A 15,778-nucleotide genomic window follows, 5' to 3' on the forward strand; every position below is an offset into this window, starting at 1 on the left:
GCTCGTCACAGGTCCACGCGCTGCCGCCAGGCCACCACCGCCGCCGCGAACGCCGCCGGGTCCTCCACCGGCGACAGGTGGCCCACGCCGGGCAGCTCCACCAGCTCCGCCCGCCGCAGCACCGCCGCCATCTCCCGGGCCGACTCGGGCGGCGTGAGCCGGTCGTGCTCCCCGACCAGCACCAACGCCGGCACGTCGACGTCCGCGAGCAGCCGCGTCGAGTCCGGTCGCGCGGCCATCGCCCGCTGCGCCCACACCACCTCGGCCGGGTCACGGCCCAGGACCGCTTCACGCAGGCGGTCGACCACGGCGTCGTCCGGCTCGGGCCCGAGCAGCCCGGGGAGCACCGCGTCCGGCACCCAGCCGACGCCCTCGGCCTCCACCCGCGCGGCCATCGCCAGCCGGTTCGCCCTGGCCTCGTCGGTGTCCGCGCCGGACCGCGTGTCGGCCAGCACGAGCCCGGCGACCCGCTCGGGCGCGCGCCGCAGCAGGGCCATCGCCACGTAGCCGCCCATGGAGCAGCCGCCGACCACGGCGCGCTCGACGCCCAGCCGGTCCAGCTCGGCCAGCACGTCCTCCGCGATGACCACCAGATCGGGTGAACGATCACCGCCGCGCTGGTCGATCGTGACGGGTTTCAGCTGGTCACGCACCCCGTCCCACATCCGCGAGTCGAGCGGGAACGCGTGCAGCAGCACCAAGGGCAAGGAATCCACACCCCGGATTGTCGGTCCCCGTCGATAGCGTCGCGACCATGACCTCGAACCCGGACCCGATCCGCACCGACCGCCTCCTGCTCAGGCGCGTCGGGCCGGGCGACGTGCGCTCCGCGATCACCGTGCTGTCCGATCCGGGGACGAACCGCTTCAACCCACCCGGCCCGCCGTCCGCCGAGCAGGCGGCGGCGATGCTGGTGGAGTGGCAGGCCCACTGGGCGCGCGACGGCATCGGGTACTGGGCGGTGGAGCTGCCGGAGACCGGGGAGGTCATCGGCTTCGGCGGGCTGCGCCACCACGAGCTGGACGGGGAACCGGCGCTCAACCTGTTCTACCGGTTCCGCCCCCGGCACTGGGGCCGGGGCTACGCCCCCGAGATGGCGCGCGCGGCCGTCGAGTGGGCCGCCCTGGCCCGGCCGGACCGTCCGGTGGTGATCATTACCGACCCCGACAACACGCCCTCCCAGCGCGTCGCGGAGAAGCTGGGCTTCGCGCACGTGGGCGACAGCAGGACCGTCGAGGGGCCGGTGCTGGTCTGGCGGCGTCAGGAGGTCACGATGGCCACCTGACGCCGCTCGTGAGGGCCGGACCAGGTGCGCGGCAACGGCGTGGGCACCTCGGGCACGGCCGCGGCGACGATCGCGTCGAGCACCTCGTCGGACTGCCCGACCATGAGGTGCCCGGCCCCGGGGAAGTCGATCACGTCCGCGGTCGGGATGCCCGCGCCGAACCGCCGCCTGGCCGGTTCCGGGGGCAGGAAGGTGTCGTGCTCGGGCACGAGGCACACCACCGGCTTGCCCGAGCGCGACCACACGCGCAGGTGCTCCTCCTCGCTCCACCGCAGGGGCGGGGAGATCAGCACCGCGCCCTGGACGCGCGGGTCGCACCCGTGCATCAGGGCGAGGTCGGTGCCGAACGACCAGCCGACCAGCCAGACGGCGGACAGGTCGCGCTCGGCCGTGAACGCCAGTGCGGCGGCGACGTCCAGCCGCTCGCCCACGGCGTGGTCGAACGCGCCCTCGCTGCGCCCGGCCTCACTGGCCGTCCCGCGCGTGTTGAACCGCAGCACCGCGAGGTCGGCCAGGGCGGGCAGCCGCCACGCGGCCTTGCGCAGCAGGTGGGAGTCCATCATCCCGCCGTGCGTCGGCAGGGGGTGCAGCAGCACCAGCGTGGCCCGGGGTTCGCGTGCGGCGGGCAGGGACAGCTCGCCGACCAGCGACAACCCGTCCTCGGTCCGCAGCACCACCGCCTCGCGCCGCGCGGGCAGCACGGTGCTGCCCGTGATGGGCACCTCGCTCACGCCTGCTCCCTCCCGCTCCACGGTCCGCCCTCCGATCCGCCACCATCCACGCCGCAGCCCGATCCCGCAGCTCCGAGCCCGCAGCCCGCAGCCCGAGCGGGGTCCGCACGCGGCGGGTCAGACACGCCCTTCCGCGAGAGCGCTCTCACCACCGACGCGCCGTGGGTCCCCGACGCCCTCGTGCCGTCCAGCAGCCCTGGTGCCAGTGCCGCCGGTCCTCGATCGAGCCGTGGTCGGCGGCCGGCCAGGCGACGACGTGCGGGGTGCCGGGCCGGATCTCGTGGTCGCAGCCGGGGCAGCGGTAGGTCTTGGTGGTCGCGGCGCCCGGGACGGACCGGACCACCCACTCGCCGTCCGGTCCGCTCTCCGCGCGCGCCCACCCGTGGCCACCGACGGGTGACGGTTGCTGGGGGCGCTGCGGGCGGTTGCGGCGGGGCACGAGGGACCAGGTTATCCGCCCGCCGGACGCCGATCGCCCACGGTTCGCGGTTCGCGGTCTGCGGTCTGTGGTCTGCGGTTCGCGGTCTGTGGTCTGCGGGATGAGCGCGTGGCCGGGCGGTGGTCGCGTCGCCATCGGTGATCCGCAGGGCTGCTGTCCGCCGTCGGGGTGCCCTCGCTGGTGCCGCCGCCGGGTCGGCGGGGAGAATGGGCGACGTGCCCACCTACGAGTTCCGCTGCAAGGCGTGCGGGTCCACCTTCGACGTGAAGCGCTCGATGAGCGACTCCGACGCGCCCGCGCCGTGCCCGCACGGCCACGACGACACCGTGAAGCTGCTGTCCGTGGTGGGGCTGGCCGGCAAGGCCGCCACCCCCGCCGGTGGTGGTGGCGGCGGGGGCTGCTGCGGCGGCGGTTGCTGCGGCTGACCGGGGCCGGGGCCCGGCTCAGCCGGCGGGCTCCTTCTCCAGCAGCACCTCGGCGACCTTCCTGCCCTGGTCGCAGATGCCGCCGAAGCGGGCGGTGCCGTCGATCACGATGATGCCGATGCCGCCGCCCGCGTAGTCCATCACCAGCACGCACGACGGCTGGACGGTGGTGTCCGTGGTCCGGTCGAAGTAGGTGACCTTGCGGTCGCCGACCTCGAACTCGCCGTTGCTCTGCTCCAGCGTGATGGTCTTGCCCTCGCGGAAGCGGAGCGTGACGCCGACGTCGAGCGAGCCGACGGACGTCTGCCACTTGCACGACTGGTCGAACGTCGTGTCGTAGCCGGTCTCGGTCGGCTCGGCGTTCTTGTCCTCGACCTCGTAGGGCAGGTCCTTCCAGCTGATCAGCGCGCAGATGTCACCGACCTGGCCCGCGTCGGGGTCGGACGTGGACGACGGGTCGTCCTCGTCCGTCGGTGTGGGCTCCGACCCCGAGGTGAAGGGCGGGTCGACGTCGAGCACCTGTTCCGCGACCGGGGTGCCGTTGACCGTGTACGCACAGGCGCCCGTCAGGCCGAGCACCGCCACCAGGAGCGAGATCACCACACGCCGCATGGTGCCCACGATGCCAAACGCCGGGACCGGACACGCACTCAGGCCGCGTAATCGCGAAAACCCTTCCCCGTCTTCCGGCCCAGGCGACCTGCCTTCACGAGGTGCTCCAGCAGCGGCGCGGGGGCGAACCCGGCCTCGCGGAACTCCAGGTAGAGGGTGCGCTCGATGGCGAGCGACACGTCCAGGCCGACCACGTCGAGCAGCGCGAACGGCCCCATGGGCAGGGAGCAGCCGACCTTCATGGCCTCGTCGATGTCGTCGGCGGAGGCGTAGTGGGCCTCCAGCATCTTCACCGCGTCGTTGAGGTACGGGAACAGCAGGGCGTTGACGATGAACCCGGCCCGGTCGCCGCAGTGCACCGGCACCTTGCCGAGGTCGAGGCACACGCGGCGGGCGGTGGCGACGACGTCGGCCGAGGTGGAGATGGTCTCCACGACCTCGACGAGCTTCATCACCTGCGCCGGGTTGAAGAAGTGCAGGCCGACGACGTCGCCGGGCCGCGAGGTGGCCGCCGCGCACTCGATGACCGGCAGGGACGACGTGGTGGTCGCGAGCACCGCGCCCGGCTTGCACACCTCGTCCAGCGCCGCGAACACGTCCTTCTTGACCGACAGCTCCTCGGCGACGGCCTCGACCACCAGGTCGCAGTCGGCGAGGTCGACGAACTCCACGACGGGCGTGACGCGGGCGAGCGCGGCGTCCCGGTCGGCCCCGGACAGCTTGCCGCGCGACACCGCCTTCTCCAGCGACTTGCGCACCGCCCCGACCGCCGCCGACGCCTTGTCCCGCGACCGCGCCCGCAGCACCACGTCGTACCCGCGCTTGGCGAACACCTCGACGATGCCGGTGGCCATGGTGCCGGTGCCGATCACGCCGACCCGCCGCACCTCGCGCGACGGCGTGGCGTCGGCGGTGGCGACGGGCGTGTGCACGTCCGGCACGACGACCGGCGAGTCCGGGCCGTCGTAGGTGTAGAAGCCGCGCCCGCTCTTGCGGCCCAGCAGGCCCGCGGTGATCATCTGCTTGAGCAGCGGCGCCGGGGCGTGCAGCCGGTTGCGCGACTGGTGGTACATCGTGTCCAGGATCTCGTAGGCGGTGTCCAGCCCGATCAGGTCGAGCAGCGCCAGCGGGCCCATGGGGTAGCCGCAGCCGTGCCGCATGGCCGCGTCGAGGTCCTCCCTCGTCGCGTAGCGGGACTCGTACATGCGCACGGCGTGGTTGAGGTAGCCGAACAGCAGCGCGTTGGCGATGAACCCGGCGCGGTCGCCGATCACGACCGGGGTCTTGCCCAGCGACTCGGCGAACGCGACGACGTCGGTCACCACGTCCGGCTCGGTGACGACGGTGCGCACCACCTCGACGAGCTTGAGCACCGGCGTGGGGTTGAAGAAGTGCAGGCCGACGACCTTGCCCGGCCGTCCGGTGTGGACACCGATCTCGGTGATCGACAGTGAGGACGTGTTGGACGCGAAGACCGCGTCGGGGCGGCAGATCCGGTCGAGCGCGGTGAACACCCCGGCCTTGAGCTCCATGCGCTCCGGCACGGCCTCGACGACGAGGTCGGCGTCCGCGAGGGCGTCCAGCGAGGTGGCGTACGAGATGCGGCCCAGCAGTTCGGCGCGCTCGTCCTCGGTGAGCTTGCCGCGCGCCACGGCGCGCCCGGTGGAGTGGTCCAGGTGGCCCCGGCCGCGGGCGAGGCCGTCCTCGTCCACGTCGACCGCGACGACGGTGAGCCCGGTGCGGGCGAGCACCTCGGCGATGCCCGCGCCCATGGTGCCCAGGCCGACGATCCCGACCGTGCTGAACTGGCGCGTCACTGCGTACCTCCCACTCACCGGAGTGGCTACCAGACGGTAACTTGTGGCCACTGTGCCACGGTCGTCACGCGTCGTTCGCGTGAGCTTCACCATCGGTATCGAGCAAGTGACCGGTTCAGCGGAAGGCCGGGGACCTCACCCCGCGAACCCCCTCGCGACCAGGTCCTCGACCCTGCGCACGGCCTCCGCCGCGTCCGGTCCGGACGCCTCGACCCGGACCTCCGCACCGCCCGGGATGCCCAGCCCCATCAACGCCAGCACGCTCTTGGCGTCGGCCTCGGCGGCGCCGAACCGCACCACCACCAGGGCGTCCAGCGCGGTGAGCGCCTGCACCAGCAGCGCCGCGGGCCGGGCGTGCATGCCCATCTCGTCGGTCAGCACGACCGAGGTCCGCACGACCTCGGCGCCGGCCGCGGCGGGGACGTCCTCGGGCACGAGGGCCGACGACGCGGCCGCCGCCACCTCCTCCAGCCCGGCGCCGCCCTGCGCCCGCACCGCCGCCGCCACCGCGCCCTCGACCAGCGGCGCGTCGACCACGAGCACGGTCACCCCGGCCTCCTCGGCGGCCATCTCGGCGACCATCCGCGCGCTGCCCAGGTCGAACAGCACGACGACGCCGTCACCGGAGTCCGCGCCCGCGACGGCCTCGGTGACCGCGACGAAGTCGGTCCCGAGCCCGCCCGCGCCGTCACCGCCGACCGCCGCGATGGTCACCGACGGGGCCATCTGCCCGGCCAGCTCGGCGACGCCCTCCGCCAAGCGCCGGCTGTGCGACACGACGACCAACCCGATCACGACGCCTCCAGGTTCGCGGCGCCGCCCACGCGGCGCGCGGAGCAGTCCACGGCCGTCACCGACGGCCCACCACCGGACGCGGTCACCGCGCGGCCCGCCCGGCGAGCGCGCGCAGGATCAACGCCGTCGAACGGGCGCCCGGGTCGAGGTGACCCGCGCTGCGTTCCCCCAGGTAGGAGGCCCGCCCCTTGCGCGCCACCAGCGGCGTGGTGGAGGTCGCGCCCTCCTCGGCCGCGTCCGCCGCCGCCGTCAGGACGGCCGCCGCGTCGCCACCGGACGCCGCCGTCGCCTCGGCGGCCACCACCGCCGGGGTCAGGGCGTCGACCATCGTCTTGTCGCCCACGGCCGCCTTGCCGCGCGCCACCACGCCCTCCAGCGCGGCCTGCACGGCCCGCGCCACCGCCGCCCCGTCGAGCGTCGCCACGTCGCCGACCGAGGTGGCCGCGCGCAGGAACGCCGTGCCGTACAGCGGGCCGGCGGCACCGCCGACGGTGGAGATCAACGTCGTCGCCACGAGCCGCAGCACGCCGCCGGGCGAGGAGGGCACCTCACCGTCCAACTTGGACACCAGCGCGGTGAAGCCGCGGGCCAGGTTCTCGCCGTGGTCGCCGTCGCCGATCTCGCGGTCGAGCCGGACCAGCTCCTCGCGGTGCTCCCGCACCACGGCCGCCACCGCCCGCAGCGCCCGCGCCACGTCCTCCGCCGCGCACGCCATCAGGCACCCCACCGCAGCGCCGGGGTGTGCACGGGCGCGTCCCACAGCTCGACCATCTCGTCGTCGAGCTTCAGCAGGGTCAGCGACACGCCCTGCATCTCCAGGCTGGTGACGTACGGGCCGACGAGCCGTCGTTCCACCGCGATCCCCCGTTCCGCGAGCAGCCGCTCCGCGATGCCGTGCGCCAGGTACAGCTCCATCAGCGGCGTCCCGCCCATCGAGTTGGTGAACAGCAGCACCCGGTCGCCGGCGCCGAACGGCAGGTCCTCCAGGACCGGGTCGAGCAGGGCGGGCACCAGGTCGTCGGCGGGACCCACCGGCACGCGGTGGCGCCCCGGCTCGCCGTGGATGCCGATGCCCAGCTCCATCTCGTCGTCGGCGAGGGTGAACGACGGCTCGCCCGCGTGCGGCACGGTGCACGCGGTCAGCGCGAGCCCCATCGAGCGGACGTTCGCCACGACCCGCCGCGCCAGCGCCTCGCAGCCGTCGAGGTCCGTCCCGCGCTCGGCGGCGGCCCCGACGAGCTTCTCCAGCAGCACGGTGCCGCCGACGCCGCGCCGCCCGGCCGTGTAGAGCGAGTCCTTGACCGCCACGTCGTCGTCGACCACGACCGTGCGCACGTCCACGCCGTCGGCCGCGGCCAGCTCGGCGGCGGTCTCGAAGTTCAGCACGTCACCGGTGTAGTTCTTGACCACGAGCAGCGCGCCCGCGCCGCCGTCGGTGCGCGCCACGGCCGCCGCGACCTGGTCGGGCGTGGGCGAGGTGAACACCGCGCCGGGGCACGCCGCGTCGAGCATCCCGCGCCCGACGAACCCGGCGTGCAGCGGCTCGTGCCCCGACCCGCCGCCGGACACCAGGGCGACCTTGCCCGGCACGGGCGCGTCGGCCCGCACGACCACCGCCGGGTCGTACGAGACGTCGAGCAGGTCCGCGTGCGCGAGGGCCATCCCGCGCAGCGCGTCCGCCACGACGGTCGCCGGATCGTTGATGATCTTCTTCACGGCGGTGACCTCCCGATCGACGCTGATCACCCATTCCTACCCCACTCCCCGCTCCGGGCGCCGACCGACGGCATCGAGGACGGTGACCGTCCGCTATTCGCGCGAGGATGGCGGCGTGACCCACCCGATCCACCCGATCCACCAGGAGGCGAGCTGACATGGCCCGCGACGTCCAGTTCACCTTCGACTGCGCCGACCCGGCCGCGCTCGCCGCGTTCTGGGCCGAGGCCCTCGGCTACCGGGTGCAGGACCCGCCCCCGGGCTTCGCGTCGTGGGACCAGGCCCTCGCGGCGATGGGCGTGCCTCCGGAGCGGCGCAACGACGCCTCGGCCGCGGTTGACCCGGACGGCTCCGGGCCGCGGCTGTACTTCCAGCGGGTGCCGGAGGGCAAGCCGGGCAAGAACCGCGCGCACCTCGACGTGCGGGCCGCGCCCGGGCTGCGCGGCGACGAGCGGATGGCGGCCCTGGAGGCGGAGGCCGAACGGCTCGTCGCCCTCGGCGCCACCCGCCTCTCGCGCCACGAACCCGCCCCGCCGCTCGGCGCCGGCCACCTCGTGCTGGCCGACCCCGAGGGCAACGAGTTCTGCCTGGACTGACGGTCCGGGCCGCTCAGCGGCCGTGCAGGAACCGGACCATCCGCAGCACGTGGCGGACGGTCCGGGAGCCGCGCTCGTAGGTCATGGGGTTGAGCAGCGCCGAGAACCGCTTGCGCGCCACGGAGTGCGCGAACGTGAACTCGCGCAGGCCGTCCTCGCCGTGGATGCGGCCGAACCCGGAGTCGCCGACCCCGCCGAACGGCAGCGCGCCCACCGACGCGTACGCGAGCACCGAGTTCACCGACACCATGCCGCAGCGCAGCCGGTCGGCCAGCTCCTCGCCGCGGTTGCGGGAGAACACCGACGCGCCGAGCCCGTACTGGTGGGCGTTGGCGCGGCGCACGGCCTCGTCGGCGTCGGCGACCCGGGTCACCACCAGGGTGGGGCCGAACGTCTCGTCGGTCGCGGCCTTCGCGTCGTCGGGCACGTCCACCAGCACGACGGGTTCCACGTACGGCGGCCGGATCGACTCCAGCCCGCCGACGACGGCCCGCGCGCCGCGCTCCAGGGCGTCGGCGACGTGCGACTGGATGACCTCGACCTGCTTGGGCATGGTGATCGGCCCGAAGTCCGCGTCGGGCTCGCCGCCGGGGCGCAGCTTCGCGGCCTTCGCGGTGACCAGGGCGACGAACTCGTCGTAGACGGCGTCCGCGACCAGCGCCACCTCGACGCCCGCGCACGTCTGGCCCGCGTTGAAGATCCCGCCCCACACGGCGGCCTCCGCGGCGGCCTTCACGTCCGCGTCCTCGGCCACGATCAGCGGGTCCTTGCCGCCGCACTCCAGCAGCACCGGCGTGAGGGTCGTCGCGCACGCGGCCATGACCTTCTTGCCGGTGGCCGTGGAGCCGGTGAACGCGATCTTGTCCACACCGGACGCGCACAGCGCCGCGCCGGTCTCGCCGAACCCGGTCACCGCCTGCAGCACCGGGTACTCGGGGACGACCTGGGCGAACGTGTCGGCGATGAACACCCCGACGCCGGGGGTGAACTCGGAGGGCTTGAACACCACGGCGTTGCCGGCGGCCAGCGCGTAGCCGATCGAGCCCACGGGCGTGAGCGCCGGGTAGTTCCACGGCCCGATGACGCCGACCACGCCGAGCGGCCGGTACTCCAGGCTGGCCGCGAAGTTGTACATGAGCAGGCCGGAGGGCACCTTGCGCTTGCCGAGCACCTTCGCCGCGTGCTTGCCCGCCCAGTGCAGGTGCTCGATGACCAGCGCCAGCTCGGTGCGGGCGTCGTCGGCGGACTTGCCGGTCTCCGCGCTGATCAGCTGCTGGAACTCGTCGAGGCGCTTGACCAGGAGCTTCCGCCACGCGTCGAGCCGGGCGCGGCGGCCGTCGAAGCCGAGGCCGGCCCAGAACACCGCCGCGTCGCGGGCGGCCCGCACGGCCTCGCGCACGTCGGCCTCGGAGGCGATGGGGTGGTGCGCGACGACCTCGCCGGTGCGCGGGTCCAGGGAGGCGAACCGCTTCTGCTCGTCGTCGGCCCGCGCGCTGGTGGTCGGAGCGAGCTGCGTCATCGGGCCCTCCAGGGTGGTGCGCGGGGTGTTACCGAACAGTAACGGGTAACTGGCCGTGATGTCAGCCCCCGTTCAGCCCTTCGGGATCTTGACCAGCAGGGTCTTGGCGAAGGCGACAGCGGTGGCGCAGCGGTCGAACTCCGCGTCCTCCGGGCCGGCCGACTTCACCTCGACGACCTCGCCCTCGTCGTCGCCCGTCTCCCGCTGCACCCACTTCACCTCGCACGAGGGGAACGCCGTGGAGCTGGACTTCTGGTACCCCTTGACGCCGCCGCCCAGGTCGACCTCGGTCTGCCCCTCGTCGAACTCGCGGTCGGCGGGGACGTAGGTCTGCCGGAAGTCCACCGTCAGCTCGGGGCCGTCGCCGACCCACGCGCAGTTGTGCAGCCCGTACGGGTACACGCGGTGACCGGTGCCCACGGCCGCCTCCACCGCGGCGGCGTCCGGCAGCGCGCACGGGTCGAGCGTGATCAGCGACCCCTTGGCGGGCGTGATGACGCCCTCGCGGTCCCGGACCTGCGCCACCACGGACTCGGCCACGGTGCGCCCCGGCGCGCACGCGTCGCCGTCCTTGTAGCCGATCTGCACGGTGATGCCCAGGCCCGGCTTCTCCTGGGTGATCACCGAGACGAAGCACGCGCTGTTGTCCAGCGTCTGCTCGAAGCTGCGCAGGCCGGCGAGCTGCTTGTCGGCGTTCTTGACCTCGGAGGTCATCGTCTGCCCCAGCTCGACGGTGACCGCGAGGTCCTTGCCCGCCTTGTCGGTCATGAAGTTCGAGCACCGGCTGTAGCCGCTGCGCGACCGGTCGCCGGGCGTGCCCAGGCCCTTGAGCACGTCCTCGTCGAGCAGCTCGCACGGGTCGGTGAGCCGCAGCCTGTCCGGCGCGAAGGCCGCGTCGACCGGCTGGCCCTGGCCGGTGGGCGACGCCTGGCTGGTACCGGTCGGGTCGGCGACGTTCTCCGCGTTCGCCGGGATGGTCGTACGGGGGAACCGCTGCTTCGCCAGGTCCGTCCCGGCGCAGCCGGCGACCAGGACGACCGCGCTGAGGACCGCGCTCAGGACGACGACGGGACGCTTCACGAGGTGCACGGTAGCGACCGGTTCCCCCATTCGTGGCGGGAACCCTGTGTTCGGCCTCACGGGAGCCTTCGGGAACGATTCAGAGAGCCGGGGCGCTGACCCTGGTGCGACCAACGAAAGGAGCACCGAATGCGCCACCGCGTCCGACGCGCCCTCCGCCGGTTCGACACCTGGACGGTCGAGGCGTTCAACCCGCTCTACCCCCGGCGCTGAGCCCCCTCGGCCGAGCCCTCGCCCGCGGGCTCGTCCGGCACGACGACGGGCCGCAGGGTCGCCCAGGCGGCGAAGAGCGCCGCCACGACGACCATGCCGACACCCGACCACAGGTTGATGTTGAGCCCGTCCGCCTTGGCGAGGTCGGACTCGTCGGTGAAGCCGAGTCCGACCACCACCAGGACCACTCCGTAGATCGCGAAGAGCACCGCGATCACCAGCCGGAGGTCGAAGAGACCTGCCTTGTGCGCCGCCATGACGACCTCCCTCAGGCGAAGACGATGTTGAGCACGACGGTGATGACCAGGACGCCCGCGCCGAGCACGGCGGGCGAGCGGTACCAGCCCGCGTCCTCACCGGTGGTCGAGTGCTTGCGGTCCTCCTTGGGCGTCAGGCTGTAGACCAGCCCGCGCAACCGCTCCTCCGGCACCGGCCGGGTGAACAGCGTGACCGCGACGCTGACCGCGATGTCCACCACGAACGCGACGCCCGCGCCCAGGAAGCTCGCGCCCTGGCCCGGCAGGTCGAGCACGCCGGTCTCGGCGAGCACGAAGACCGCCACCGCGGCGAGCGTGCCCGCGACCAGGCCCGACCAGCCCGCCGCCGCCGACATCCGCTTCCAGAACATGCCCAGGATGAACGTCGCGAACAGCGGCGCGTTGAAGAACGAGAACAGCGCCTGGATGTAGTCCATGATGTTGCCGTAGCCGGCGGCCAGGAACGCCGTGCCGATGGCGATGACCGTGCCGCCGATCGTGGCCAGGCGGCCGATGCGCAGGTAGTACTCGTCGGGCCGGTCCTTCTTGACGTAGTCCTGCCACAGGTCGTACGTGAAGACCGTGTTGAAGCTGGACACGTTCGCCGCGACACCGGCCATGAACGACGCCAGCAGACCCGTGATCGCGATGCCGAGCATGCCGTTGGGCAGCAGCTCCTCGATCAGCGCGGGCAGCGCGTTGTTGTAGGCGATGCCGCCGCCGTCGCCGCCCGCCTTGAGCTCCGCCAGCTCCGGCACGACCAGCGCGGCGATGATGCCCGGGATGATGATGACGAACGGGATGAGCACCTTGGGGTACGCGCCGATGATGGGCGTGCGCCGGGCCGCGGACATGGACTTCGCGGACAGCGCGCGCTGCACCTCGGCGAAGTTCGTCGTCCAGTAGCCGAACGACAGCACGAAGCCCAGGCCGAACACGATGCCGATGACGCTGAGCACCGGGTTCTCGATGCCGGTCAGCTCGGTGGCGGGCCACGACGACAGGTTCTCCGGACCGCCGGGGCCGGCGGTGACCTTCTCGACCAGGCCGTCCCAGCCGCCGACCTTGTGCAGGCCCACGATGGTGAGCGGCAGCAGCGCGGCGACGATGACGAAGAACTGGAGGACCTCGTTGTAGATCGCCGCGGACAGGCCGCCGAGGGTGGTGTAGGCGAGGACGATCAGCGCGGCGGCGACCACCGAGAACGGGATCGGCCAGCCGAGCAGCAGGTTCAGCAGGAACGCCAGCGCGTAGAGGTTTACGCCGGCGATCAGCACCTGGGCCGCGGCGAAGCTGAGCGCGTTGACCAGGTGGGCGCCCTTGCCGAAGCGGCGGCGGAGGAACTCGGGGACGCTGCGGACCTTCGAGCCGTAGTAGAAGGGCATCATCACGATGCCCAGGAACACCATGGCCGGGATCGCGCCGATCCAGTAGTAGTGCATCGTGGCCATGCCGTACTGCGCGCCGTTGGCCGCCATGCCGAGCAGCTCGATCGCGCCGAGGTTGGCCGAGATGAACGCCAGGCCCGTCACCCACGCGGGGAGCGACCGGCCGGAGAGCAGGAAGTCCAGGCTCGACGACACCGACCTGCGGGCCAGGAAGCCGATGCCGAGCACGAACACGAAGTAGACCGCCAACAGCGTGTAGTCCAGCGGTCCGGCGTCAAGCCGCAGGTCCGCCTGCGCGAGCACGGGCACCCTCGCCCACCTCCCCGATCCAACAACCTCAAACATCAACGAACACTACTCCACAGCGATCACGCTGACCGTAGTGCACTTGGCCGCGGTTCGCCGGTTTGAACTACCCAGGTCTAAACCTCCGGGTGCACGAGGGTGCACGACCCGGAAGAACGGGACATATCGCCCGGTGGGAGCTGTCGCATGAGGACGAACGGCGTGTCCGCGCACGCCGTGGGCGCGCACACCGCCATGAGCGCCGGGGCGGGGGGCAGCACGGGCGGGGCGGGTCTTCGTCGTCGCACGCTCGTTCCCCGGGCGCTCGAACGGGGACGTCGGCGCGGGTCGCGGGCAACGCCTCGCCACGCGCCCCAACGGGGCGCCGGGGACCGCCGAACGCGGGTCAGAACAGGCGGAACTCGTCGGATTCGATGCCGCGGAGCGCGTCGTAGTCCAGGACCACGCAGCGGATGCCGCGGTCCTCGGCGAGGGTGCGCGCCTGGGGCTTGATCTGCTGCGCCGCGAACACGCCGCGGACCGGGGCGAGGAGCGGGTCGCGGTTGAGGAGTTCGAGGTAGCGGGTGAGCTGTTCGACGCCGTCGATCTCGCCGCGGCGCTTGATCTCGACCGCCACGGACGTGCCGGTGGCGTCGCGGCACATCAGGTCGACCGGGCCGATCGGCGTGGGGAACTCGCGGCGGACCAGGGTCCAGCCCTCGCCGAGGGTGGTGACGTGCTCGGCCAGCAGCTTCTGGAGGTCCGACTCGACGCCGTCCTTCACCAGGCCCGGCTCGGGGCCCAGCTCGTGCTTCGAGTCGTGCAGGACCTCGGCCAGGGTGATGATCAGCTTCTCCCCCGCCTTGTTCTGCACCACCCACATGTCCGGGTCCTCGATGAGCCAGCACGGCGGGCTCATCCAGTTCAGCGGCTTGTACGCGCGGTCGTCGGAGTGGATCGACACGGACCCGTCCGCCTTGATCAGCAGCAGCCTCTGGGCCATCGGCAGATGGGCGGTGAGGCGTCCGACGTAGTCGACCTGGCAGCGAGCGATGACGAGGCGCACGGCCGACAGGCTACGGGGTGCGTGCGCCGGGGCACCGACAGGTACCGTCGCCCGACGTGTCCCCGCCGCGCCCCCGTGCCGCGGGCGCCCGCCCGGGTCGGCGGGCGCGGGCGGCGGTCGGGCGGGTGGTGTACTTCGCCCGCGGGCGTCGTCGTTCGCGCTCGGGACAGGCACAGGCAGAGGCACAGGGAGAGTGATCGTGGAGACCCTCGGATCGCGTGAGGTGTACGCGAACCAGTGGATGGTGGTCCGGGAGGACGCGATCGGGCGCGCCGACGGGACGACCGGGATCTACGGCGTGGTGGACAAACCCGACTTCGCGTTGGTGATCCCCATGGACGGCGAACGGCTCCGGCTGGTCGAGCAGTACCGGTACCCGCTGGGGATGCGGCGCTGGGAGTTCCCGCAGGGCACGGCGCCGGAGCGCGCCGACCTCGACCCGCTGGAGCTGGCCGCGCGCGAGCTGCGCGAGGAGACGGGGCTGCGCGCGGGCCGGCTGGTGCAGCTGGGGCTGCTGGACGTGGCGCCGGGCATGTCGAGCCAGCGCGGGCGGGTGTTCCTGGCGACCGAGCTGGTCGAGGGCTTCCACGAGCGGGAGCACGAGGAGCAGGACATGCGCTCGGCGTGGTTCCCGCGCGCGGAGTTCGAGGCGATGGTCGCGCGCGGCGAGATCACCGACGCGCAGTCGATCGCCGCCTACACCCTGCTCCTGCTGCACGAGCACGCCCAGCCGTGAGCACCCCCGGCGACGGCGACGGGGCAACGGCGACGGCGCGGGTCACGAGGTCGCGGAGCTGACGTCGGCCGGGCTGCCGGCGAACGCCGACGTGCTCACCGACGTGCGCTGGACGGCGCGTCGGTGGGCTTCGTCAAGCCGCTGTCGCGGGCGGCGGCCGGCGGCCGGGGTCAGTCGGTCCACACCGCCGGGCGCTTCTCCAGGAACGACGACATGCCCTCCTTCGCCGCCGGCGTCTGGGACGCGGCCGCCATGACCTCCACGGCGATCGCGTACGCGTCGGCCTCGGGGCGGTCGAGCTGGGCGTAGATCGTCTGCTTGCCGAGCGCCTTGCTCGACCGGCTGCCGCGGGTGGCGCGGCGCACCAGGTCGTCCACGGCCTCGTCCAGCCCGTCGGCGGGCACGACCCGGTTGACCAGGCCCCACTGCTCGGCGGTGCGCGCGTCGACCGGGTCGCCGGTGAGCGCCAGCTCCATCAGCCGCTTGCGGCCGATCGCGCGGGCCACCGGCACGGCCGGGGTGTGGCAGAACCAGCCGCCCTTGCCGCCGGGCAGGGCGAAGGCCGCGTCCTCGGACGCCACGGCCAGGTCGCAGGAGGCCACCAGCTGGCAGCCGGCCGCGGTGGCCAGGCCGTGCACGCGGGCGACCACGACCTGCGGCACCGACTCGATGGTGCGCATGAGGTCCGTGCACAGCGTCAGCAGCTCGCGCACGCCCTCCAGGTCGCGGGACGACACGTCGGCGAAGTCGTGCCCGGCGCAGAACACCGGCCCCTCGCCCGCGAGCACCACGCCCACCGCGTCCGACGCGGCGACGTC

Annotated in this window: 18 protein-coding genes; 4 read left to right on the plus strand and 14 right to left on the minus strand. The window is 73.2% G+C overall.

What is annotated here, in order from left to right; all coding sequences use genetic code 11:
* Nucleotides 1-5 precede the first annotated feature (5 nt).
* The gene (locus ACR807_RS36355; protein WP_438926049.1) at nucleotides 6-716 is read right to left on the minus strand and encodes an alpha/beta fold hydrolase; all 711 of its coding nucleotides are present in this window, start codon (nucleotides 714-716) and stop codon (nucleotides 6-8) included.
* Between the two features lie 38 nt (nucleotides 717-754).
* On the opposite strand from ACR807_RS36355, the gene ACR807_RS36360 reads away from it, so the two are divergent.
* The gene (locus ACR807_RS36360; protein WP_438926050.1) at nucleotides 755-1,285 is read left to right on the plus strand and encodes a GNAT family N-acetyltransferase; all 531 of its coding nucleotides are present in this window, start codon (nucleotides 755-757) and stop codon (nucleotides 1,283-1,285) included.
* On the opposite strand, the gene ACR807_RS36365 is transcribed toward ACR807_RS36360, so the two are convergent.
* Both ACR807_RS36365 and ACR807_RS36370 read right to left on the minus strand, forming a co-directional pair.
* A complete protein-coding gene (locus tag ACR807_RS36365; RefSeq protein ID WP_438926051.1) occupies nucleotides 1,261-2,016 on the minus strand; it encodes an alpha/beta hydrolase in 756 nt (251 codons plus the stop codon). The two genes, ACR807_RS36360 and ACR807_RS36365, sit on opposite strands and share 25 nt — an antisense overlap.
* 145 nt (nucleotides 2,017-2,161) lie before the next feature.
* Nucleotides 2,162-2,455: an Rv1322 family protein gene (locus ACR807_RS36370; RefSeq protein WP_438926052.1), complete on the minus strand. Its 294-nt coding sequence runs from the start codon at nucleotides 2,453-2,455 to the stop codon at nucleotides 2,162-2,164.
* 215 nt (nucleotides 2,456-2,670) lie between these two features.
* Between ACR807_RS36370 and ACR807_RS36375 the strand changes: the two genes are divergently transcribed.
* Nucleotides 2,671-2,880, plus strand: a complete 210-nt coding sequence (locus ACR807_RS36375) for an FmdB family zinc ribbon protein (RefSeq protein ID WP_438926053.1) — start codon at nucleotides 2,671-2,673, stop codon at nucleotides 2,878-2,880.
* Between the two features lie 18 nt (nucleotides 2,881-2,898).
* Here ACR807_RS36375 and ACR807_RS36380 read toward each other — a convergent pair whose 3' ends face one another.
* From ACR807_RS36380 to dhaK, 5 genes are all read right to left on the minus strand, one after another.
* Nucleotides 2,899-3,492 (minus strand): DUF3558 family protein, encoded by a 594-nt coding sequence (locus ACR807_RS36380; RefSeq protein ID WP_438926054.1) that lies wholly within the window; start codon nucleotides 3,490-3,492, stop codon nucleotides 2,899-2,901.
* Between the two features lie 38 nt (nucleotides 3,493-3,530).
* Entirely contained in the window at nucleotides 3,531-5,309 is a 1,779-nt protein-coding gene (locus ACR807_RS36385) for a 3-hydroxyacyl-CoA dehydrogenase family protein (protein ID WP_438926055.1), read from the minus strand.
* 135 nt (nucleotides 5,310-5,444) lie between these two features.
* A complete protein-coding gene (gene dhaM, locus ACR807_RS36390) occupies nucleotides 5,445-6,104 on the minus strand; it encodes a dihydroxyacetone kinase phosphoryl donor subunit DhaM (protein ID WP_438926056.1) in 660 nt (219 codons plus the stop codon).
* Between the two features lie 82 nt (nucleotides 6,105-6,186).
* Nucleotides 6,187-6,819: a dihydroxyacetone kinase subunit DhaL gene (gene dhaL, locus ACR807_RS36395; protein ID WP_438926057.1), complete on the minus strand. Its 633-nt coding sequence runs from the start codon at nucleotides 6,817-6,819 to the stop codon at nucleotides 6,187-6,189.
* Nucleotides 6,819-7,820 (minus strand): dihydroxyacetone kinase subunit DhaK, encoded by a 1,002-nt coding sequence (gene dhaK, locus ACR807_RS36400; RefSeq protein ID WP_438926066.1) that lies wholly within the window; start codon nucleotides 7,818-7,820, stop codon nucleotides 6,819-6,821. The genes dhaL and dhaK overlap by 1 nt, the downstream gene beginning before the upstream one ends.
* A gap of 158 nt (nucleotides 7,821-7,978) precedes the next feature.
* On the opposite strand from dhaK, the gene ACR807_RS36405 reads away from it, so the two are divergent.
* Nucleotides 7,979-8,416 (plus strand): VOC family protein, encoded by a 438-nt coding sequence (locus ACR807_RS36405; protein WP_438926058.1) that lies wholly within the window; start codon nucleotides 7,979-7,981, stop codon nucleotides 8,414-8,416.
* A gap of 13 nt (nucleotides 8,417-8,429) precedes the next feature.
* Here the strand turns inward: ACR807_RS36405 and ACR807_RS36410 are convergent, their stop codons facing one another.
* From ACR807_RS36410 to nucS, 5 genes are all read right to left on the minus strand, one after another.
* On the minus strand, nucleotides 8,430-9,935 hold the full coding sequence (locus ACR807_RS36410) for an aldehyde dehydrogenase family protein (RefSeq protein ID WP_438926059.1): 1,506 nt from the start codon (nucleotides 9,933-9,935) through the stop codon (nucleotides 8,430-8,432).
* A 72-nt stretch (nucleotides 9,936-10,007) separates the two neighbouring features.
* Nucleotides 10,008-11,015, minus strand: a complete 1,008-nt coding sequence (locus tag ACR807_RS36415) for a DUF3558 domain-containing protein (RefSeq protein WP_438926060.1) — start codon at nucleotides 11,013-11,015, stop codon at nucleotides 10,008-10,010.
* A gap of 197 nt (nucleotides 11,016-11,212) precedes the next feature.
* Nucleotides 11,213-11,485 (minus strand): hypothetical protein, encoded by a 273-nt coding sequence (locus ACR807_RS36420; protein ID WP_438926061.1) that lies wholly within the window; start codon nucleotides 11,483-11,485, stop codon nucleotides 11,213-11,215.
* An 11-nt stretch (nucleotides 11,486-11,496) separates the two neighbouring features.
* Complete coding sequence (locus ACR807_RS36425) at nucleotides 11,497-13,182, minus strand: sodium:solute symporter family protein (RefSeq protein WP_438926062.1); 1,686 nt, start codon at nucleotides 13,180-13,182, stop codon at nucleotides 11,497-11,499.
* Nucleotides 13,183-13,564: 382 nt separating this feature from the next.
* A complete protein-coding gene (gene nucS, locus ACR807_RS36430; RefSeq protein ID WP_438926063.1) occupies nucleotides 13,565-14,224 on the minus strand; it encodes an endonuclease NucS in 660 nt (219 codons plus the stop codon).
* Between the two features lie 199 nt (nucleotides 14,225-14,423).
* Between nucS and ACR807_RS36435 the strand changes: the two genes are divergently transcribed.
* Entirely contained in the window at nucleotides 14,424-14,960 is a 537-nt protein-coding gene (locus ACR807_RS36435; protein WP_438926064.1) for an NUDIX domain-containing protein, read from the plus strand.
* 170 nt (nucleotides 14,961-15,130) lie between these two features.
* Here ACR807_RS36435 and ACR807_RS36440 read toward each other — a convergent pair.
* A partial coding sequence (locus ACR807_RS36440) for an enoyl-CoA hydratase-related protein (RefSeq protein WP_438926065.1) occupies nucleotides 15,131-15,778 on the minus strand: 648 nt, incomplete at its 5' end.

Source organism: Saccharothrix sabaoui (genome assembly GCF_051756985.1).
Lineage (GTDB): Bacteria > Actinomycetota > Actinomycetes > Mycobacteriales > Pseudonocardiaceae > Actinosynnema.